Raw genomic sequence first — 20,373 nt, forward strand, 5'->3', positions numbered from 1 at the left:
AGCTAATCGGCTCCAAACAATTCAAGATGCAACGGGGCGACGGCTGCGATTCGTTTGAAATCACTATCCGCCGTCCACAACGGCAGGCCATGCTGAAGCGCCGTGGTCGCGATGAGCAGATCGGGCACCTCCACCGTCACCGATCCGTTGAACCACACCACGACGTTCGGCTACGACACCCAAGGGCAATCTCACCACGCTTACCAACGCCTTGAACAAGACCACGACTCTCACGGTCAATGCCTACGACGTGAAAAATACTTGGTCTTTGCACAGACACATCGTGTGTCGGTGGGAGAGGGACGGGCAGGGACCTTCGAAACGCGCTTACTTCTTCCTCACCATGAGGCGGAGCGGGGTACCGGTGAATTGGTAGGTCTCGCGCAGTTGATTCTCTAAATATTTCAGATACGCCGGGGTAATGTCCTCTGGATGGCCGACAAACAATGCGAAGACCGGCGGTTTGGTGGCGACCTGTGTGATAAACGCGGACTTCGTGCCGGCTGACGGCTTGTGTTTGCGGGCCGGCAGCGGATGGGTGTCGAGGATTTTCTGCAGCCAGATATTCAACATTCCGGTGGGGACGCGTTTGGTGAACATGGCGTGCACGTCCTTGAGGAGCGGGAAGAGGCGGTGGATGGATTCCGCCTTGATGGCTGATCCATACAGGATGGGAGCCCAGGTCAGAAAGGGAAATCGTCGATGGAATTCAAGTTCATACTCTTGTCGCGCCTGAGCGTCTCCGGCTCGCAGATCCCACTTGTTGATCAAGAGAATGCAGGCGCGCCCTTGTTTGAGAATGGCCCCGGCGATCTTGGTGTCTTGTTCCGTGACCCCTTCCACGCCGTCCAGGAGAAGGACCGCGATGTCGGACCGACCGATGGCACGGAGTGATCGAAGGACACTGTATCCTTCCACCCCACGGTCGATCTTGCCGCGCCGTCTGATGCCGGCCGTGTCGGTGAAGACATAGCGTTGATCCTGGTGGGTGACCAGCGAATCGATCGGATCCCGCGTCGTTCCCGGAACGTTGCTGACGACGACCCGTTCCTCTCCCAGCAGCGCGTTCACGAGGGTGGACTTGCCGACGTTCGGACGTCCCACCACGGCCACGCGAGGCAGTTGTTGCAGTTCGTCGGATTCGTCAGTCGATGGGAGCAGCGGATAGATCGCATCCAACAACTCGGCGACACCCAGACCGTGTTCGGCGGACACGGCATAGAGTTGGTCGGTGCCCAACTTATAGAAATCGGCGAGGAGGGGCTCGGATTTCGGCGTGTCGATCTTGTTGATCGCATAGAACAGGGGCTTCGTCACTCCGCGTAAGAGCTTCACGACTTCATGATCCGGCGGGGTGAGCCCTGAGCGGCCGTCCAGGAGCATGACGAGGATGTCCGCTTCAGCGATCGCCAGTTCCGACTGCCGTCGAATCAAGGTCAACATGCTGTCCGATGCGGACAGATCCAGTCCTCCCGTGTCGACGAGCCGAAACTTTCGATTGCGGTATGAGGCATCGGCATAGTTACGGTCGCGGGTTACGCCGGGGACGTCGTCTACGATGGCGATCTTCGCGCCTAAGATCTTGTTGAACAGCGTCGACTTCCCCACGTTCGGTCGGCCGATGATGGCCACAAGAGGCGGTGGCCCGCCCTCTATCGGGAGCAACGGCAGCGTCGGTTCTTGCTTGGGAGCAGACTTCGTGCGTGGCATGAGTTATCGACCGTAACATAGGGTTTTTCTCAAAGACAACCTGTCTCGTTTCTCTTTTGGCCTTCCGGTATACTTCCGGCATGACTCAACGCTCGGCGTGTGATACTCAGCGCTTCCCCGACTGGGCGCAGATCGATGACGTGCTGCTGGATATGGACGGCACGTTGCTTGACCGTCATTTCGATAACTTCTTTTTCGAAGAAGAGCTGCCGCGTCGATATGCCACGCTCCACGCCCTCCCGTTTGAGGCGGCCCGAGATCGTTTGATGGCGATGTACCGATCGGTAGAAGGCGAATTAGCGTGGACGGACCTGGACTACTGGACGAAGCGGGTCGGCATCGATGTGGTGGCGATGCACAAGGAACTCGATCACATGATCGGTTTTCTGCCGGGCGCCGAGGACTTCTTGCGCCATCTTCGGCGGCTCGGGAAGCCTGTGACCATCGTGACCAATGCCCATTCCACGGGTGTGTCGGTGAAGGTCGCCAAGACCGGCCTGGATCGCTACGTCGATCGGATCGTGGATGCGTTTGAGGTCGGCTATCTCAAGATGAGGCCGGAGTATTGGCCGAATTGTCAGCGCTTGTTGGGGTTCGATCCCTCGCGATCCCTGTTCATGGATGACGATGAAGGATGCCTGATAGCCGCGAAAGAGTTCGGGGTGGCCCACCTAATTCACAGCGCCAAGTCGAGTTCGCACTTACCGCCGTCTCCGCTCTCCCGGTTTTTCTCCGTTGCCGGATTCGCGCCGCTGCTCAACGGCCGGTCACCAGCCTAATTGGTTTTGGTTGCCGTGCCCTGGTACATCTCGCCAACCAATGTGGGCACACCCTCCATGCTGAATCGATCGAGGTGAGCGATTGTGAAGCCGGACTGGGTAATCAGCCGATCGATCTGCCGGTTCAGGTTGCATCCGCAGCCGATCACGTTCTGAATCGGATTCAGCCGGTCCTGCCACGCGGCGATCTTTCGGTCGTCGCTGCGCCCATGTTCCAGGAATAGAAACCGCCCTCCCGGCTTCAGCACCCGCGCCACTTCCCGTAACGCTTGCACGGGGTCAGGAATCGTGCAGAGCGTCCAAGTGCTGACGACATAATCGAAACGTCGATCGGCGTGGGTTAGGGTCTCGGCGCTGCCCCTTTGGATGTGAACAGGAAACGAGAGGCAGGCGCTGCGTGCTGCGACTGTTTTTGGGAGGAAATGGGCTGGATCGACCGCATGAAGCCCTGTGACGGTCTCCGGATAGTGCGGCAGATTCAGACCGGTTCCTATCCCGAGTTCTAGGACTTCACCCTGGACCGAAGCGAGTAGCTCCCCGCGCAAGCGAAGAAATTCATCTCCGGCCATGACACATTCCATAAGCCGCGGGAAGATGTGATCGCTGTAGAACCCCATTGCGCCGATAGTATAACAAGGTCTTTGGCTGACTGAGTTGGGAACTTGTGACCCCCCTGGGGCTATGTTAGAGTCCTCCGTTATTTTTATGTGGAATGACGATGAGTAAAGGATACGACCATCACGCCATTGAATCGAAGTGGCAGGCTTATTGGGAAGAGCACCGCCCATTCAAAGCCTCCGCTGACCTATCGAGACCGAAATTTTACTGTCTCGACATGTTTCCCTATCCATCCGGATCCGGGCTCCATGTCGGCCATCTCGAAGGGTACACCGCGACCGATATTGTCTCGCGCTATAAGCGGATGAAGGGCTTCAACGTTCTGCATCCGATGGGGTGGGATGCTTTTGGGTTGCCGGCGGAACAGTACGCCGTCAAAACAGGGATTCATCCCGCCCTGACCACCGCTCAAAACATTGCCACGTTCAAACGCCAAATGAAGCGGGTCGGGCTGTCCTATGACTGGGAACGGGAGGTCAGTACTACCGATCCGCGATACTATCGGTGGACCCAATGGATATTTCTGAAGCTCTTCGAACGGGGATTGGCCTACGTGGCGGAAGTCCCAGTGAACTGGTGTCCGGCGCTCGGCACGGTGTTGGCCAATGAGGAAATCGTCGACGGCAAGAGCGAAGTGGGCGGCTTCGATGTGATTCGCAAGCCGATGCGCCAATGGGTGCTCAAGATCACGGCCTACGCCGATCGACTGCTTGAAGACTTAGCGCTCGTCGAATGGCCTTCCAGTACGCTGGAAATGCAAAAGAATTGGATCGGGCGTTCGATCGGCGCGGAGGTCGATTTCGCCCTGGCGGATCGGAACGGCGTGATCCGCGTGTTCACGACCAGGCCGGACACGCTGTTCGGCGCGACCTATATGGTTCTGGCGCCTGAACACCCGTTGGTCGATGTGCTCACAACCGGCGAGCAGAAAGCCACCGTCCAGGCCTATCGTGAAACCGCGGCCAAGAAAAGCGATCTGCAACGGCAAGAGCTCGAAAAAGAAAAGACCGGTGTCTTCACTGGCGGCTACGCGATCAATCCGGTAAACCAGGAGCGGTTGCCGGTATGGATCGCCGATTACGTCCTGATGAGTTATGGAACAGGGGCCATTATGGCCGTGCCGGCGCATGACGAGCGAGACTGGGCGTTTGCGCAACAATACGCATTGCCGATTCGTGAGGTCATTTCCGGCGGAAATGTCCGGCAAGCGGCTTTTACCGACACGGATCGAGGGACGGTCATGAATTCGGCGACCGCCGATGGCGGCTTGTCGATCAACGGGCTGAGGCCGTCCGAGGCCATTCCCAAGATCACCGATTGGCTGGCGAAACAGGGAAAGGGCGCGCGAGCCGTCAACTACAAACTGCGGGACTGGCTCTTTGCCCGCCAACGCTATTGGGGGGAGCCGTTTCCAATCGTGTGGGTCGACGGAGAAGCGCGTCCGCTTCCGGAAGAACAGCTTCCCCTCGTGTTGCCGGAGTCCAGTAACTTTAAGCCGTCCGGCACAGGCGAGAGTCCATTGGCGAACTTGGACCAGTGGCTCGTCACCACCGATCCCGCCACCGGCAAGTCGGCTCGCCGCGAAACCAACACCATGCCGCAGTGGGCCGGGTCTTGCTGGTACTACCTGCGATTCATCGATCCCCGGAACACGACGCAGCTCGTCGAGCCGGCGAAAGAGCGCTACTGGATGCCGGTGGATCTCTACATCGGCGGCAGCGAACATGCCGTGTTGCATCTCTTGTACTCACGCTTCTGGCATAAGGTCTTGTTCGATATCGGGGTGGTGAGCACGTCCGAGCCGTTTCTGAAGTTGGTGCATCAGGGCATCGTTTTGGGAGAAGACAATCAAAAGATGTCGAAATCGCGCGGCAACGTGGTCAATCCGGATGAGATGATCGATCAGTTCGGCGCGGATGCGGTACGGCTCTATGAGATGTTCATGGGGCCGCTCGAAGCCACGAAGCCTTGGAATACCAGGGGCGTGGAAGGCCTGACCCGTTTTTTGGAACGGGTCTGGCGGCTGATGGTCGATGAGCAAGGCCGGCTCTCAAACGCCGTTGTCTCAACCGCGCCGAGCCTCGATCACCAACGGTTGCTTCACCAAACCATCAAGAAGGTCGGCGAAGACATCGAGGCCCTCCGTTTCAATACGGCGATCTCGCAAATGATGATTTTCACGAATGAGATGACGAAGGCGCAGCAACGGCCTCGATCGGTGGTCGAGCCGTTCGTCTTGCTGCTCTCGCCGTTCGCGCCGCATGTCGCCGAGGAACTCTGGGATCTGTTGGGACACCCTCCCAGCGTGTCGCAACAGCCTTGGCCGGTCTTCGATCCGGCGATGACGATGAGCGAGCGCATGACCATTCCGGTTCAGGTCAATGGTCGGCTTCGGGCGAAGATCGATGTCCCCGTAGGCACGCCGCGTGATGAGATCGAACAATTGGCTCGCGCGGAGGCGGCGGAATGGCTTCAAGGTAAAGAATCGAAAAAGGTGATCTATGTCGAAAAAAAGTTGCTCAACTTTGTCATCTAGCGCCGGGCGGAAACTCCCGGCCATATTTTTGGCAACTGAGTTTTCCGCAGCCTGCTAGAGGTGTCGAGTGCTGGGTGCTGAGTTCACAGTGAGCAGGAATCCGGAGAGAAGAGGGCCGACTTTTTCCATTCTCAGCGCTCTCGTCTCAGCGCTTATCGCCTCGACGGTGGCTGCCTGTGGCTACCAGTTTCGTGTGGAAGGGGCCGGCCCGACCATCGGAGGACCCTCCGTGACAGCCTCCCAAGAGCCGCCGCCGCGCCTCATCATCCGGCCATTGCTCAATAACAGTTTTGAGCCGAATGTGGAAGCGCGATACACGAACTACCTCCGCGAGGAGTTTTCCGCCGGCAGTGGGGCGCAGGTCGTGCCTGATTCCGAAGCGGCGGATCTTGTATTGACCGGGCAAATCCTTTCGGTGATCGTGCCGACGCTCAGTTTTTCGTCGACGGCAACGTTGGAAAGCAGAACCGAGGTGGTTGTCATGGCCCGGGTTGAAGACGTCCGGTCAAGAAAAGTGGTCTGGAGCCAAGTCGTCAAAGGAGCGTCGGAGTTCTTCGTGACGCCGGATCTCCAGTTCAATCGCTCGCTGCAGAATCGCGCGATTGAACAGGCGGGCCGTTTTGTGGCGGCTGATCTGGCGGCGCGGTTCTTGTTGCAGCTCGAGACCGGGGCGCTCACGAAGCAGTCGTCTGCGCCGGCTTCCGTGTCACATTAACAGCGAAGGTCTGGACCAATGGCATCCGCGATGAGCCCTGTGCAGCTGGAAGCGGCGCTGAAACAGCAGGCGCCCGGGTCTCTGTATCTCGTCGTGGGGGAAGAAGACCTTCTGCGGGATTCCGCGCTCGCTGCCATCACGCGCGCGGTGCTTGGCAGCGAAAGAAATGAATTCAATTACGAACTGTTTTATGGAGATGACGCGAGCGGAACCGATATTCGGAACAGTGTGGCGGCCGTGCCGGTCTTCGCGGATCGTCGCGTCGTCGTGGTGAAGGCGGCGGAGAAACTGATCGCTCGAGAAAGCGAGCCGCTGCTCGATTGTGTCAACAAGCCGGTGGACTCCACGACGCTCGTGTTTGTGAGCCCGAAGCTGGATGGTCGGTTGAAATTTTCACAAGCCCTGGCGCGCGCGGCGGTCATGGTCGATTGCTCACCTCTCCGCGAGGCGCAGCTGCCGTCTTGGATCGCCCGCGAAGCAGAACGGGTCGGGCTTCGATTGGAAGACGCGGCGGCCTACGTGCTGCAGGAGGCTTGCGGCGCATCACTCTACGGCTTGCGGAGAGAATTGGAGAAATTGGCTTCCTATGTGCCGGCTGATCGGGCGGTTACCGCTGCCGATGTGCATCTGCTGCGTGGCATGGAGCCGGGAGCCTCTGTGTTCGACTTGACGCTGGCCATCGCGGAAGGTCGCCGTGGACAGGCGCTTTCTATTCTTGCGCGGAATATTGAAGCAGGAGAGGCCCCGCTTCGGATCCTTGGCTCTCTTGCGTGGCAGTATCGCCGTCTCTGGAAGGTCAAAGAGTCGCTGGCCAATGGCGGTCGTGAAGGCGAAGCGGCGAGAGGCTTGCGCATGGACCCGTGGAAGGTCCGCCCCTTCCTCAATCGGTTTTCCGAGAGGCATCTCCAATCAGCGCTAGGCCTCTTTCTGGACACCGATGGGAGGTTGAAAGGGGGCAGCGGCAGTCGACCACGACTGGTGCTGGAACGTCTGCTGTTGAAACTGTGCGAGGATACGGCAAACCCACAGGGTGAACCACCGAATCGTCCTTCGGTGCCACCCAAGCGGGTTCCTGGACGGGTCGTGTCGAACGTCCGGACGATTAAGAGCCGGACAGCCCGTTGACGTGCAGCGCCAGACGAGAAATTCGACGGGATGCAGTATTGGGATGAAGGGCGCCTTTCGAAACGGCTTTCCCGATCGCCGAGGTGGCTTCCAGCAAGGTGGTTTTGGCCTCATCAGCCTTTTTGCCGGCTACGGCGGATTGAACCTTCTTGATGAGCGTCTTCACCGCATTCATCGTGGCCCGGTTCCGCTCATGCCGTCGCTCGGCTTGGCGCGCGCTTCGAATCGTCGATTTATGAATCTGCGGCATCGATCACTCCTATAAAAAAGAAAGTGACTAGTATCATAGTATCTCGCCGGCCGTCAAGGATCGGCCCTCAAGAAGGAGTATGAGCATGGTGAAGATTGTGGCACGGGATCGACTCATCTTTGCGTTAGATGTGCCCTCAGCGGCGGAAGCAGACCGGCTCTTGGACCGGCTCCACGGACATATTTCGTTCGTGAAGGTCGGCCTTGAATTGTATACCGCGGCAGGTCCCGAGATGGTGAAGCGGATTGTGGAGCGGGGCATGCGGGTGTTTCTCGACCTCAAATTTCTCGATATCGAAGAGACGGTCCGCCGCGCGACGAGTCGGGTGGCGGAGATGGGAGTGGAGTTTTTAACCATCCACGCGAACCGCAAGGCGCTCACGGCGGCCGTGCAAGGGCGGGAGGGTTCGGCGTTGAAGCTGCTGGCTGTGACCGTGCTCACGAACTTCGACGGTCAGGATCTTCGGGAAATGGGAATACAGCGGACGGTCCAAGACCTGGTCACAGCCCGGGCCGCGCTCGCCTCCGAAGTCGGCTGCGACGGCGTGGTGGCGTCCGGTGAAGAAGCAGCGGCCATCCGACAGAAAGTCGGGCCACACGTTGTGATTGTCACGCCGGGAGTCCGACCAGCCGGCAAGGGTGTCGACGACCATGCACGGGCGACGACGCCCACGCAGACGATCGCCTCCGGCGCGGATTATCTCGTGATCGGCCGGCCTATTCGCGATGCGGAAGACCCGGCCGTAACGGTGGCTGCCCTCATCGTGGAGATGCAGGCGGCCTTTGATGCGCGCGGGTAAGATGGTCAATGGTCACTGGTCAATGGTCATTTGATCATGAGCTACTCGTCATGAGTGGAAAAGAGCAGCGTTCGGCGGCCTTTCCTCCTATTGGCCAATGACCAATGATTCATCCATCGGCGGTCCTCGGTTGCGATGGCGATCGACCCTTTGTTATTATGGCCGTTCCTCGAAACCCTCATGGTGGGTGTAGCTCAGTTGGTTAGAGCGCCGGATTGTGGATCCGGAGGTCGCGGGTTCGAAACCCGTCATCCACCCCAATAACTCACAAAAGCCTCTCACAGAGAGGCAACTCAGCTTTTCACGCTTCCGAGAAAGTAGCATGGCTACACTTTGGCTACACTCTGGGAGCGTGGTTTGGCTACATTTCATCTTCGGAAAATCGTACTTCGATCTATACTCGCCTGGTTATCCCTAAACGGCTAAGGATTTATTTTAATGGCCGTCGAGAAGTTTGGAAATCGCTCAGGACCAGCGACAAGGACATAGCCGCGTGTCGCTCTCTTCAGTGGCAGGCTTTTGGAAGGCGTCTATTTTTCACCCTGAGACAACGGGGGGATCGCATGACAAAAGAACAAACCGAAGCATTGATATCAAATTGGATCGAAGCAGAGCTTGAAGAGTATGAAGACGCTCGTGCTATGCAAACAGCTGCATACGATGAGGACGAACGAGAAGCAACCTACATCGCCCTGTCGAATAAGTTTGAATCTCTTCAAGAGGATTTAGTGTCGAATGATCTTCGCTCAATCGCAACCGAGGCTGATGATCTCCTGAAACTCGCCGGTTTGACGCTGGGGAAAGACTCGGCGGAGTTTCGGGGGATGTGTAGGCGGTTGCTTCGGGCAAAGATTGAAGTACTTCGTGTAGAAGCGGACCGGCTAGAGGGTGAGTATCGAGACAATCATTTGACTCGACCTGCATCCATTTCTTCGGGAAAGGAAAAGACTTCACTGGGCCAGAAACAAAGCCCATTATTCTCGATTGTCTTAGAGAAATACCTTGCTACCAATCCACGTCCAGCGAGAACAGCCCAACCCCTGAAAGCAGAATTTCTTCGCTTCATTGAGACCATTGGAGGAGACAAACCGGTTGCTACCATCACGAAGGCCGATGGGGTTGCCTACAAGGAAAGCCTACAGCTAGTTCGGAAGATCCACCTGACAACCTGTATCAAGCATATCTCCAATATGGACACTTTGTTTAGGTGGGCGGAAGTTCACGGATACCTTCCCGAGGGCAGTAGTAGCCCATTGAAGGGCCTAGCCCCAAGTAAAAGACAGGCGAAGAAACATTCCCTAGATCGTCGCCCTTTCACCGATTCAGAACTGCTGATGGTCTTTGGCTCAACAAAATTCAAGAGGCAGCGCAGAGAACGGCCTGAGCGGTATTGGCTGGTGTTGCTTCTACTCTTTCAAGTCTGTCGGCGAGAAGAAGCCGGACAGCTGTACATTAAGAATTTTGGTGAAGCGGAGGGCATTCCATACTTGCACATTATCGATGAAGAGAAAGACCAAACGCTCAAGAACGATGGGAGTAGGCGGAAAGTCCCTCTTCATACAAGTCTCATCAAGCTCGGCTTCATGCAGTACGTTTCCTCAATGAGAAAGGCGGAACATGCGCGGCTGTTCCCCCAGCTCGCTAGAAAAGGAAACAACGGATATGCCGATCCGGTAGGGAAATGGTTTGGCCGGATGGTGACGGGCCTAGGCCTAACCGATCCTCGCTTGGTTATTCACTCGCTGAGGCATGGGGGAATTACAAAGTTGCATAGCGCCGGTGTGCCGGTCAATATCGTGGAGATCCTGGTTGGACATTCGGCGGGGAACGTGCATGAGCAATACGTACATAAGGAACTGATCCCAATGCAGACCCTTCAGGATGGTCTGGAACGGTTGGACTACTCGGAGGTGGTCAACTTGCTAAGCTGACAGGCTGATGAAGGAGAAGTAAACTACTTCGCGCGACTGAGAGGATGCTTGGCTTTTGAAGCGTAATTAATGATGGTTTTCTTGACTTCCCCAATTTTGCTACTACAATAGCCCGGCCCCGCCCAAGTCTGACTTGACTCTGTGGACTATATTGACAGTTTGTTTCCGATTCCACGCTAGAAAAGTTGACCTCTTTCCCTTCCTTCGCTATACATGCATTTAGATGTATATCTGAAAGGTGTAAGCCTTAGGTCCAATGGGAAACATTGCCTTCACCACTCTGGTCGTGCTTCTTCTCGCCATCCCAGGTTATATGGTGAGAAAGTTCTATTATGTTGAAGAGTTTACAAGAGAGGTTCTACGGAGGAGTCTTACGGAGGAAGTATATCAATCCATCCTCTATTCCCTTCCATTTCATTTTCTTACCGTATTGGCGATAGATGCGTTGTATCTTTCAGGATGTATCCCCATATACGTTGACTATGAAATCCTTCTTCGTTTCCTCAGCGGAATGGCATCGTCCGATTCAGACGGTGTAATTAAAGCAGCAGAGAGCCTTAATCGCTACCTCCCTTCCATAAGTATCTATTTCGCATTGACTGCTCTCCTTGGCATGCTCTGTGGGATGGTACTCCGTGTATTGGTCTGGCGCTATAAACTTGATGTTCGGTACCCAAGTCTCTTTCGGTTTCCCAATCGTTGGCTCTATACTTTTACTGGAAGAGACTGGGAAAAAGATGATGAATATCAATATGTAGTTCTGGATGTGATTTGTTCTTTAACGAAAGAGAAGACGAGACTTTACAGGGGAGTAATTTTTGCCTTCGAGACAAATAGTAACGGAGATCTAGAGCAGATCCAATTAGGTTTTGCGTACAGAGGAAAATTTAAGGAAGACGATAGGTCGTTTTATTGGGAGTCGGTGCCTGGGGATGTTCTGGTTCTAAAATATGACCTCGTACAAAGTCTCAACATTACGCGCATTCCAGAATCCAAATTTAACCCTGACTCTGCTACCTTCTTGAAGGAGGAGGCTCAGGGCGTGGAGCACACGCACGGTCGAGTGATCGACGATCCTTCTCCAACGCCTCCTTCTCCCGTTGCTTAGTGATCTGTTGGATTTTTTCGTAGGCTTCTTTAATGATGTACGTTCCCATGGAAGCCTCCTTTCTCTACCGATAGGCACTAAGTAAGCATATCAGGAGAAATCTAATACGCTACTTTGAATGCATTTCAATACATTTAAATACAATATGATACCGTGTAACACAGTGTAGTACACGATGTAGTGCGTTTTCTAGGCCCCAAAGAGGGCCTATGATGGCCGATCGTATAAAGGCCGTTTCACGGGCCGGAAACATCCCCAGCTTTATTATCGGTTCTCATAGTGCCTGAAGCCAACTTGATCACCCTTTCCTTTGCATTTTCGGACATGACCTCACCTAATTCAGGATCAAAGGCTTTCACGATAACCCCCTCTGCAACGGGGGCAACCGGCTCAAGACACTTTTGAGTCTCTTTGCCGTCTTTCAGATCAATTCTTACGGTACCGGTGGTTTTGTTTTTGTAGACGATTTTCTCTCTGCTTGCGTGTGTCACTTCGACAATAACAGGTCTTGCATCAGCCTCGGCTACAGCAAGTTCTTGTTTCAGCTCTATGATTCGGCCTGCATTGCTCATGTTCGTTAATCTTCCTTTCCTTATCTGTTGGTTGTATGGTTTGATTTGGTGAGTGCTTACCCAGCGAGTGGCCCTTAGGCAAACCGAAGGTTCACCGCACAGGTTCACCCGCTGGTTGTTCGCTGGTTCCCCGATAGGTGTGCTTTGCGGGTTGCTTCCACAAACACCCGGCCTACTAAACTGTAACTGTATGATTTCATTAGAGGGCACGTGGTTGGTCTTACCCTAAGAGAGAGGCGGGGCCATGGGGACATGACATTTCTACCCCGTATAAAGTCCGTATAGAAGACATCTCTATACGAAGTCCTTACGGGGTGGCTGGAAAGACCTCTTCCACAAACACGAGGCCTTGTCCTTCTCTCAGCCATCTCCGGTTGACTTCAAGGGCCTTGGCAACCGTGGCCGTGAATGTGTCGGGCTTCAGCTTTTCACACTCTCCAACGGCCCTACGGATTGCCTTGCTGGAAACCCTTGTCATCCCCCTGGCAGACAGCATATCAAGATGTCTACTGATAGCCTGGGCTGCACGTTTGATCTTCCCCGGTTCTTTGCCTTCGGGGATCTCGTCATACTTGGTGTCCCACTTCTTCCACACAGCCCCTTGTAAGACCGGATCAAGTTTCTCCCGCAAGTTATTACTCGCATGAATCAGCCACACATTGACCGGAAGGGCAACCCCGTTGATCACCGTGCGGCATCGAATGCGGCCAATCGCTTGAAAGCAATCGTGGGCCACCTCGGAGAGTTGGAGATCTTTCAATCGTTGCCACGTCTGTTCTTTGCTAATGTCACCCTTGTCCAGCGACACTCCGAACAGGTCAAGCATGTCTCGGTGAATGATTCCAACAAGGATCAAGTTCTTACAATGCTTGTATTTGTTTGTCCCTTTGTGTAGTCCCCACGTGGTGATAGATACCCTCGGCCTGTCTGTTCCGTCAGCCAGCTCCAGGGAGTCTTGATTCTTCATCATGACCACTCCCGAAGCATTGATGTCCGCTTCAAGAATCTTTACAAAGCTAACCGGTCCCGTCTGTTCATAGACCGGCTTGAAGGCGATGATCAAGGTAGATTCATCCTTCGGAATTCTGGTGAGGACTTCGATCACTTCCTTGCAGATTCGTCGTTGGTGAGAATGGATCTGCTTGAAGGATTTCAGCACTGAGTATTTTCCCCCACCAGCTTTCATTTGATAAATGGCGGTTCCGTCATAGCGTTTCAGACTGGCAAGAGGGGCACCTATAGCTTTCACCTTGGGCAGATGTTCCTCAGCATCGAAGACACTTCTGTCATACCGTATAAGGTCTCTAATCGGGTTGCTCGCGTCGAGGATGATAATGTTTGTCAGAGCTGAGGGGACCGTCACCTGAAACCCCAACACACCTTTGTCAGCGAAGTTGGACACCTTCACTGGACTTGGGCAGAGCTTGATGAGATTCAGAACGGTCTCATTGTTGCGTAGGCTCCGATCTTTTTCAGCTAACTCTGTGAAATGGTCTAAGGTCTCCTGCGGTCGCTGGGGTAGGAGCAAGACGCTTTGCGTGGAGGAGATATCCTTCAGCCGCTTCAGCTCGTTGGCGACTGCTTCCTCAACTTCTGAAAGCCATACGCTCAGCTCCCCGAACTTGTCGTTGTAGTCTTCGTCTCGTTTGCAGAGGTTCACTACAGCGCCAGCGATAGCAAACAAGGTCGAAGCCGCACAGGTGCTGGATGTGGTGGTAATCAGGCTCTCATCGTAAATCAATAGGTCTCGCATCTCCCCACCGTATTTGAACTGATCTAGAAACTTCTCCTTCACCCGGGCATGGCACAAGAGCAGGATTGGTCTATCAATCGCGTTGAGTGTGGCGGGGTACCGAGCAGCGGTCTTGCGATGAAGCAAGCCTACATGATCTTTATTCACGCCCAGTTTCTCCAAGGCGTCGAACGTCTCGCATAACGACTCGACATCTTGGGCGGCAATCACGACGGAAACCTCGCCCGACAAACCGAGTCGTGCTAGAGCCGTAACCCACGCCATGGCACAGGTGGTCTTGCCTAACCCTGTCTGAAGCCCAAACGCCCATCGTCCCCTGAGATTCCCCTGAGCCATACAGGTCATGGCATCTAGAATAGCGAACAGGGCTTTCCGCTGGTTCTCGTGTGGCTGATTACCATTTTCCTCAAGAAGCTGAATCGCAATCGTGAAGGCGGTATCAGTAAGAAGCGTGGCTGTATCGTTCGTGAACTTCATGGTTTCACTTCCTTTCAGAGAAGGTGGTCACGGGTGTTGAAAGCAGGTTGAAGCCCTGTCCCCATTCTTGCGAGGAGGGGCACCCGTGGCCTAGGCAACTGCCCTAAGTAATTTGCTAATGCTTTAGAAGGAGGAGAGGGATAGAAAGCGGACTTACTTCACATGTTCATTGAAACTTGTGCGGACTTCATTCCTATCCCCGGAGACCATCCACTCACAGCCCTTGAAGGTGCACCGCGCAACACCCCGGCGCATCTCTCGCGATCCGTCGGCGCGAAACCCTCATGGAATAGCTGTGAGCCATAGGAGGCTGTGCTCCCGGTCGTCTGGATAACTCGCGGCCATTTGCTCGGCCTCACTGAGTACCTTCATTCGTGATACTGGCTCCTTTTGCGTTTTAACTTGTGGATATTCATTCTTTACCAGTATTTCTTTTCAGCCTCACTGACTCTATGCGATTCAAAGGCATTCAGAATTTTCGCAATAGATATGTGAACCATAGCCCACTTACAGCCCTCTTTCTTGCAACGTGCGGCATCTCTCGTTTCATTCCACATAATTTCATGGAGTGTCGCCTCTCGCTCGATTAGCTCGGCCCGTCGTCTCAATCTGTCATGCGTAGTGAAAATCTTATGTGCATCAAAGGCGGCTACCATCTCTTCCCGATTCTTTGACCAACAAAGCCATCCGCAGATGCACCGTGCTCGGTCTGTCGTAAAATCTTTTGATGCTTCCCAGTAAAGTGAATGCTCTTCGGTCATTGGTATTACTCCCTTCTCACATAGCACACCCTATTGCACACGTATTCCCACAAGCACAAAGCGAGAGAAACACCCAGCCGCTACTTGTGCCGAGTCGCCTTGATGGTTCCGTCAAGGCTTTCCCGGCGGGTGCACTGGCTGGGGCCTCTCTCGCTTTTCTGCTTGTTCTCGTTGTCCATAGTTATCGCTTCCGTTCGTTCGCACTCAGCTACTGAAGCGGACGCGGCCACGGGCGAGAGCGTCATTGTGTGGATGTGACGCGGGCTAAACGGTGGGGTGGGTGCGGGTTACTGCTCGCTGTTCTTCTTCTTTACGGAAAGCGCATCGCCAACGGTTTTAGTCGGAGGCAAGAGCACCCGTGCAAAGGCAGTCGTTCGGATGTCTGCGGCCTGGTGCGGTGATGTAGGCAGGGAAACACTCGTAGTTCCGCCCCCTGCATTCAGAGCGTTCTCTGCCACTCTGTTGTGGTCATTCTTTGTCAATTCCGCCACACGCTGCTGCACTTCCCACCTATAGGCGGCACTTGTTTGATAACGCGGATCACGGAACATCTGTGCCATGGTATCCGCCCTGGCTTCGATCATTGCCGCAGACGCCTGTTCACTTTCAGGTTGTGGCGTCGAAGGAAGCCCATCGCCGAAAATCACACGATGGTCGCTCTTCGCCACTGCGAAAGAAAGCAGCTCGCGGTACTTTGGGCTGGTGGCATAGTCGGGGTCGTGCAGCGCCTCTAAATAGTCTTGGCGTGAATCAATTGATGGAACTTCAGCCAATTCTTCGGGGGTGGCTTTGCTGTTCGCGGCGGACGGCTCTAGCTGAACTCGATTAGTCATTACTGGCTCCTTGTTTGTGTGTTGGTTGTTTGTGCTGGGCTTTGCTCACTAAAAATCCAATCTCAATCTCGTGGAATACCCGCTGATTCACCATGAGCTTCAACACAGAAGAAGCCCAAGCTGAATGTTTAGGCTTACGCCATAAGAGAATCAAAGAGTACGGCTCTTCGTCGGGTTTTCCAGGGCAGCTGTATGGCCAATCGTCGTCCGCGTTTGCGTAGATTGAAGGAAGCTCAAAAATCTTCGGCGCGTTTCCATTGGCTGTTTGCTGCTCATCATAGAGCCGTTGCGACTCCCTGAACTCAGCCATTTCAACGGCCAACTCGGCCTCTGTCGCCTCCAACACTTTGCGGCTGAGAGTACCTCCCTTAGGCATGGTAAACCCTCCTTATCTTTGGCGGACGATTAGTCGGCCCTTTCGGAATGGGTATCCAATACCACGGCAGAATGGCCGGGCACGGACACGGCACGTTAAACGAGATTCCGTCATGGAGGGGCTTTGGGATCTGTGGGGTTTCTCGGTGTGGTTCAATCGTCATAGTGTTCTCTCATTCCTTTTTGGGTGTATCGCGTTTTGATCGTGTAGCTCAGCTTGCTCCGGCTCTTGCGGGGCACAGCTCGGCCATTGACAGGGGTACCCTGCGCGTTCATCGCTAGTGTCCAACGCTTGTGCTCCGCTTGCCATTTCCGTTGGTACACCTGGGAGGGTGTAAGGGCGCTACTCGTTGTCTCGGTCGGCTCCGTGGTACGGGATGTCTCGTTCACATTGGACATTACGGCGATTCTGCCTCCGCTTGAATGTCGCGCTTCCTTTGCCTGGCTTTTGCCAAGGCTTCACGCTGAGCTTCACTCGCGGGTTTTTTGGTGCGGTCTCCGCCGAACCACCAGGGATAGGGAATAATGAAGGAGACAAGTTTGCCGCTTACAAAGGCGGAAGCCTCAGATGCTTCCATGCCTTCAAAGGCGGGGTGCGCCTCTGCTTCGCCGATGAGTCTGGTATGGGTTTCCGGTGAGGCATGGGCCTTGTGGGCGGCACCATCTTCTTTGGTTTTGGAACCGGTCCGTTTCTTCTTGGCGGTCTTAGTCCTCAATCGCCATGAACCACGGCTGGCAAGGCGGCTGAGCAGGGCACTATCAGTCATGACTGGGGAACTCCGTTAAGGTGGTCTAGAAGGGATTGAATTTCTTGAGGGTGTGGGACAGTGCTACAGAGAGAGCTGGGGGTAGGCCGTTCCGGGGGGAATGTCGGCCTATAAAGGCAGTGCGGCGGTCATAGAGGTTTAAGCGTGTCCTTTCAGGCTGGGGTTACTGGTGGGGTGCTTTGATCGGTGCGTTCGGCGTCTTCTCCCGGGCATCTGGGTACAGTGACGTATCATCAGCTTTTCCCCCTCGACCTGCTCAGGGTGTGCCTTGAGATACCACGCGTACTGACGAAGGGCGCGTCTCGCAATCATTGAGGCGCTCACGGCATCTTGAATTGTCGGACCGGCTAGCGTGGTCTTGATGGTGAGGAGGGCGTGATCTGATTCCGGATCGAGGCGGATGGGGCGGACAATCTGAGTACGGGTAACGACTCGACTTGCCCGCCCACAGGTCTCAGGGTGAAGGCGGGGGTGTGCTGCGGGGTTGAACATAGGCGGTCCTTTCAGGGTAGATGAAGCGTGAAAAGATAGATAACGGGGGATGAGACAGAGACAACAGGACATTCGAGGGGATGGTTAATAGTAAGGGTATTTACTAAGTATTACGGTTTCTCTTTATTTTTTTGGTTTTTAATATCCTATAGGTGGGATCAATTTAACAAGCCATTAATTACAATAGTTTAGATCAAATATCGTGGTCAAGAGGTGCTCATACTGCGTAACGACTTATTGGCTGATTTCCTCCTTTCGAACCAATCCCGCTCCTTTTTCCACTGTGCAGCCTGCTTCATTTTCGCCCTTGCCTTACGTCTGGCCGCGTTGCGTTTCTTACGCTCCCGTTCAACGTATTCAGCGGAGTACCGTCGAAATATCTCCTTCGTAAACCGCCTGATTTTCTCCATGTTCTCGTCTAGCTTGTCCCCAGGCAGTAACCCTGTCTTCTGTTTCTTCAGCCACCGTAAACGGGCCTTCAGCTTATAGAGAGGCCACTTCACAAGAGGAATTGACCTGAAGTGCTCGCTACGAACTTCAATATATCTACTCATTAGGATTTACTCTCCGATTCGACAATTCAGCTTGTTCTCCTTCAACCCGCTCCTTGAACGCTTGCTTCGCCGCCCTAAGTTGAGCCGGACTATCTCGCACGAACCAGTTTTCCACCCGCAATGCATACCGCCCCAAGTAAGGGCGCTCGGAGAAAAAGGAAGTTGGCGATTTCCAATTCAATACATTTTGTGCGTACCAGCATGGTTAACCTCCTATGGCGTAAGTATGCGATGCACCTCTTATATCACCATGCCGATATCCTGTCACTATTTATATCTAGGGAATTTCACTCCACATGTGGGACGAATTCACGAATTGAACAAGGTGTAATGTTAAAACCCACCAGCTTCCTTGAGCACTCGCTGAACCGTGCAATTCCCCACACCTAACGCCCTGGCGATTGCCCGCATACCTAAACGCTTGGCCTTCCTCAGGGCGAGAATCTGAGATTCAACAGCGGGGGCTATGCGGGGCCTGCCCAGGACCTTCCCCTGTGCCTTCGCTCTCTTCAGACCCGCCTTCACTCGTTCGACTATCATTGACCGTTCAAACTCTGAGAACATCCCCAGCATCTGAAACAGCAACCTCCCGGTTGGTGTCCCGGTGTCTAGCCCCTGCTTGTGTAAGAAGAGGTTGACCTTCTTCGCCTGAAGCTCATTGAGAAAGCCCACAAGGTCTTGCAGGCTTCGGCCCAAGCGATCCACGGACCAGCTAGCCACAAGATCAAACTCACCACGGACAACGCCCTTACACAGTCGATCAAAGGCAGGCCGTCCTTCCCGGCCTTTCGCGCCTGAGATACCCTTATCAACGAACCGCTCGACGATCTCCCAGCCTTCCCTAAGCGCCACGGCTTCCAGGTCCTGTAACTGGTTCTCGACCGTCTGCCCGTCCGTACTGACTCGTGCGTATAGTGCAGCCCTTTTCTTCGTGTGGTTCATGTGTCCTCCTTGTGGTAAGGAAGGTAACATGTGCCAGTCCTAAAATCAAGTGTATTTAGAACACACCAAAGAAGGGTAGCGACAAGTGGAGTTTGCAGGGGTTTCGTGAAGGGGATTTTGCGGGGTTTATAGGACAGGCTCTCAGGGCAAGCAAGGAAAGATGCATTCACCTGGTATACTTTAAGGCATGCCTAGCAAGAAGCCGCTCAAACCCACTTCCCTAACCAACAATAAATGGAAGAGCCGCAAGAAGCCCTATGCTAGGTCTTCGGACAAGTCACTACCGCTGCTAGACACAAGCGGCATCCCCTGGTTTAGTGGAGTGGTACAGACCACCCGCAAGACCGCAACAGGCGGTTAGGCGCGTCAACTCTTCTCAAGCGCCCTTCATCTGATGCCCTAGACGCCCACTGACACCATACGCAGCCCCATCAAGTCACCACTCCCCACCCTCATAGTGGACCGGCTCGTTGAACACTAGTGGTTCCCGCGTGGAGTACGTCCGGTGGCTGGCTGGGTTAATGACGGGGGCACCACGGGGGGAAGACGCTGGCGGCTAGACCGTACTTACCGTCTCGGATTTTTTCCAGTAAACATTTAAGGCCGCACCTAGATAGCACTCCCATAAGTGGTTTATTCCCACCTGTAGAACTAGCTTTTCGTAGCGGGTGGGAGTGTGACCCTGTTCTTGTTGTCTACGCCGAATCGCGTGGCTTCGCTTAGGTAGAATTCAAGCGCTCTCATAACGATTAATGAATCGGTCACTTCGCCCTTGGCCACTTTTTCCTTGAAGTCCTGCAACTGGTGGTAGAGAGCGAGAGGTATCTTTGACGCAATCGGCCTTATTCGGGGATCGGGCTTTCGTTGTTTAGCCATTTCTAGATCTTCCAATCTAGCGTTGCCGCACTCACTTTGCTGCCTCTAATTCTAAGGTATACCACTGCTTGACACAATAGTACTTCTAAGGTATACCGTACACATCTAGGGTATTCCATAGCGTTTAGCAGAAGCAAGATCGAAACCGTGAACACAGTTCAACCACAACCGAGGAGGCCTTATGAACCGCATCTTTCTTGTTGCCGCGCTTATCTTCGTCAGCGCGTTGACTCAGCCCTATCAGGCGCTGGCGGCTTGCACGACATACACCACGAGTTCTTCCGATGGGAAAGTCCGGTTGTGTACCCGATGTTGCACGTCCGGCGGGGTTTGTGATGAGCACTGTTTCTAACTTTCACCATTCATTCATGGAGGATTTCAATAATGGTTATCATTTCAG

The 20,373-nt window shown here is 54.3% G+C and carries 18 protein-coding genes, 1 tRNA gene and 1 pseudogene; 10 read left to right on the plus strand and 10 right to left on the minus strand.

The genetic code is table 11. The annotated features are described in order from the left end of the window. Positions 1–2: 2 nt before the first annotated feature. Positions 3–161: a PIN domain-containing protein gene (locus COMA2_RS19840; RefSeq protein ID WP_139077357.1), complete on the minus strand. Its 159-nt coding sequence runs from the start codon at positions 159–161 to the stop codon at positions 3–5. A 166-nt stretch (positions 162–327) separates the two neighbouring features. Beyond that, positions 328–1,710 (minus strand): ribosome biogenesis GTPase Der, encoded by a 1,383-nt coding sequence (gene der, locus COMA2_RS13770; RefSeq protein WP_090899249.1) that lies wholly within the window; start codon positions 1,708–1,710, stop codon positions 328–330. An 80-nt stretch (positions 1,711–1,790) separates the two neighbouring features. On the opposite strand from der, the gene COMA2_RS13775 reads away from it, so the two are divergent. Next, positions 1,791–2,489, plus strand: a complete 699-nt coding sequence (locus COMA2_RS13775; protein WP_139077359.1) for an HAD family hydrolase — start codon at positions 1,791–1,793, stop codon at positions 2,487–2,489. Here COMA2_RS13775 and COMA2_RS13780 read toward each other — a convergent pair. Continuing rightward, positions 2,486–3,058, minus strand: coding sequence for a class I SAM-dependent methyltransferase (locus COMA2_RS13780; protein ID WP_175304612.1), 573 nt, complete (start codon positions 3,056–3,058; stop codon positions 2,486–2,488). The genes COMA2_RS13775 and COMA2_RS13780 overlap by 4 nt on opposite strands. 149 nt (positions 3,059–3,207) lie before the next feature. Between COMA2_RS13780 and leuS the strand changes: the two genes are divergently transcribed. The 3 genes from leuS to holA all read left to right on the plus strand — a co-directional run bounded on the left by leuS (position 3,208) and on the right by holA (position 7,483). Beyond that, on the plus strand, positions 3,208–5,643 hold the full coding sequence (gene leuS / locus COMA2_RS13785; RefSeq protein WP_217490754.1) for a leucine--tRNA ligase: 2,436 nt from the start codon (positions 3,208–3,210) through the stop codon (positions 5,641–5,643). A gap of 88 nt (positions 5,644–5,731) precedes the next feature. Beyond that, a complete protein-coding gene (gene lptE, locus COMA2_RS13790; protein WP_217490755.1) occupies positions 5,732–6,358 on the plus strand; it encodes an LPS assembly lipoprotein LptE in 627 nt (208 codons plus the stop codon). Between the two features lie 18 nt (positions 6,359–6,376). Beyond that, a complete protein-coding gene (holA, locus tag COMA2_RS13795; protein WP_090899261.1) occupies positions 6,377–7,483 on the plus strand; it encodes a DNA polymerase III subunit delta in 1,107 nt (368 codons plus the stop codon). Here the strand turns inward: holA and rpsT are convergent. Next, a complete protein-coding gene (gene rpsT / locus COMA2_RS13800; RefSeq protein ID WP_090899264.1) occupies positions 7,461–7,733 on the minus strand; it encodes a 30S ribosomal protein S20 in 273 nt (90 codons plus the stop codon). The genes holA and rpsT overlap by 23 nt on opposite strands. 85 nt (positions 7,734–7,818) lie before the next feature. On the opposite strand from rpsT, the gene pyrF reads away from it, so the two are divergent. The 5 genes and pseudogenes from pyrF (at position 7,819) to COMA2_RS13820 (ending at position 11,571) form a co-directional block, all read left to right on the plus strand. Next, positions 7,819–8,532 carry an orotidine-5'-phosphate decarboxylase gene (gene pyrF / locus COMA2_RS13805; protein WP_090899267.1) on the plus strand — a complete coding sequence of 238 codons (714 nt, stop codon included), beginning with the start codon at positions 7,819–7,821 and terminating at the stop codon, positions 8,530–8,532. A 183-nt stretch (positions 8,533–8,715) separates the two neighbouring features. After that, positions 8,716–8,792: transfer RNA gene (locus tag COMA2_RS13810), tRNA-His, on the plus strand. Then, positions 8,748–9,068 (plus strand): annotated as a pseudogene (locus tag COMA2_RS21345) (DUF6538 domain-containing protein); the annotation flags it as partial. The gene COMA2_RS13810 and the pseudogene COMA2_RS21345, both read left to right, overlap by 45 nt. A gap of 27 nt (positions 9,069–9,095) precedes the next feature. Then, the gene (locus COMA2_RS13815; RefSeq protein WP_090899271.1) at positions 9,096–10,463 is read left to right on the plus strand and encodes a site-specific integrase; all 1,368 of its coding nucleotides are present in this window, start codon (positions 9,096–9,098) and stop codon (positions 10,461–10,463) included. 256 nt (positions 10,464–10,719) lie between these two features. Next, positions 10,720–11,571 carry a hypothetical protein gene (locus COMA2_RS13820; protein WP_090899274.1) on the plus strand — a complete coding sequence of 284 codons (852 nt, stop codon included), beginning with the start codon at positions 10,720–10,722 and terminating at the stop codon, positions 11,569–11,571. 236 nt (positions 11,572–11,807) lie between these two features. Here the strand turns inward: COMA2_RS13820 and COMA2_RS13825 are convergent, their stop codons facing one another. From COMA2_RS13825 to COMA2_RS13870, 6 genes are all read right to left on the minus strand, one after another. Then, complete coding sequence (locus COMA2_RS13825) at positions 11,808–12,143, minus strand: hypothetical protein (RefSeq protein WP_090899277.1); 336 nt, start codon at positions 12,141–12,143, stop codon at positions 11,808–11,810. A gap of 307 nt (positions 12,144–12,450) precedes the next feature. Further along, complete coding sequence (locus COMA2_RS13830; protein ID WP_090899280.1) at positions 12,451–14,373, minus strand: hypothetical protein; 1,923 nt, start codon at positions 14,371–14,373, stop codon at positions 12,451–12,453. 1,048 nt (positions 14,374–15,421) lie between these two features. After that, entirely contained in the window at positions 15,422–15,967 is a 546-nt protein-coding gene (locus COMA2_RS13840) for a hypothetical protein (protein ID WP_090899286.1), read from the minus strand. Further along, entirely contained in the window at positions 15,960–16,343 is a 384-nt protein-coding gene (locus tag COMA2_RS13845) for a hypothetical protein (protein WP_090899289.1), read from the minus strand. Before COMA2_RS13845 ends, COMA2_RS13840 begins: the two co-directional genes overlap by 8 nt. 397 nt (positions 16,344–16,740) lie before the next feature. After that, a complete protein-coding gene (locus COMA2_RS13855; RefSeq protein WP_090899294.1) occupies positions 16,741–17,109 on the minus strand; it encodes a hypothetical protein in 369 nt (122 codons plus the stop codon). Between the two features lie 1,379 nt (positions 17,110–18,488). Continuing rightward, a complete protein-coding gene (locus COMA2_RS13870) occupies positions 18,489–19,097 on the minus strand; it encodes a recombinase family protein (RefSeq protein WP_090899303.1) in 609 nt (202 codons plus the stop codon). A 1,057-nt stretch (positions 19,098–20,154) separates the two neighbouring features. Between COMA2_RS13870 and COMA2_RS20255 the strand changes: the two genes are divergently transcribed. Continuing rightward, entirely contained in the window at positions 20,155–20,325 is a 171-nt protein-coding gene (locus COMA2_RS20255; RefSeq protein ID WP_175304614.1) for a hypothetical protein, read from the plus strand. Positions 20,326–20,373 lie beyond the last annotated feature (48 nt).

Source organism: Candidatus Nitrospira nitrificans (assembly GCF_001458775.1).
In the GTDB taxonomy this organism is placed as follows: domain Bacteria; phylum Nitrospirota; class Nitrospiria; order Nitrospirales; family Nitrospiraceae; genus Nitrospira_D; species Nitrospira_D nitrificans.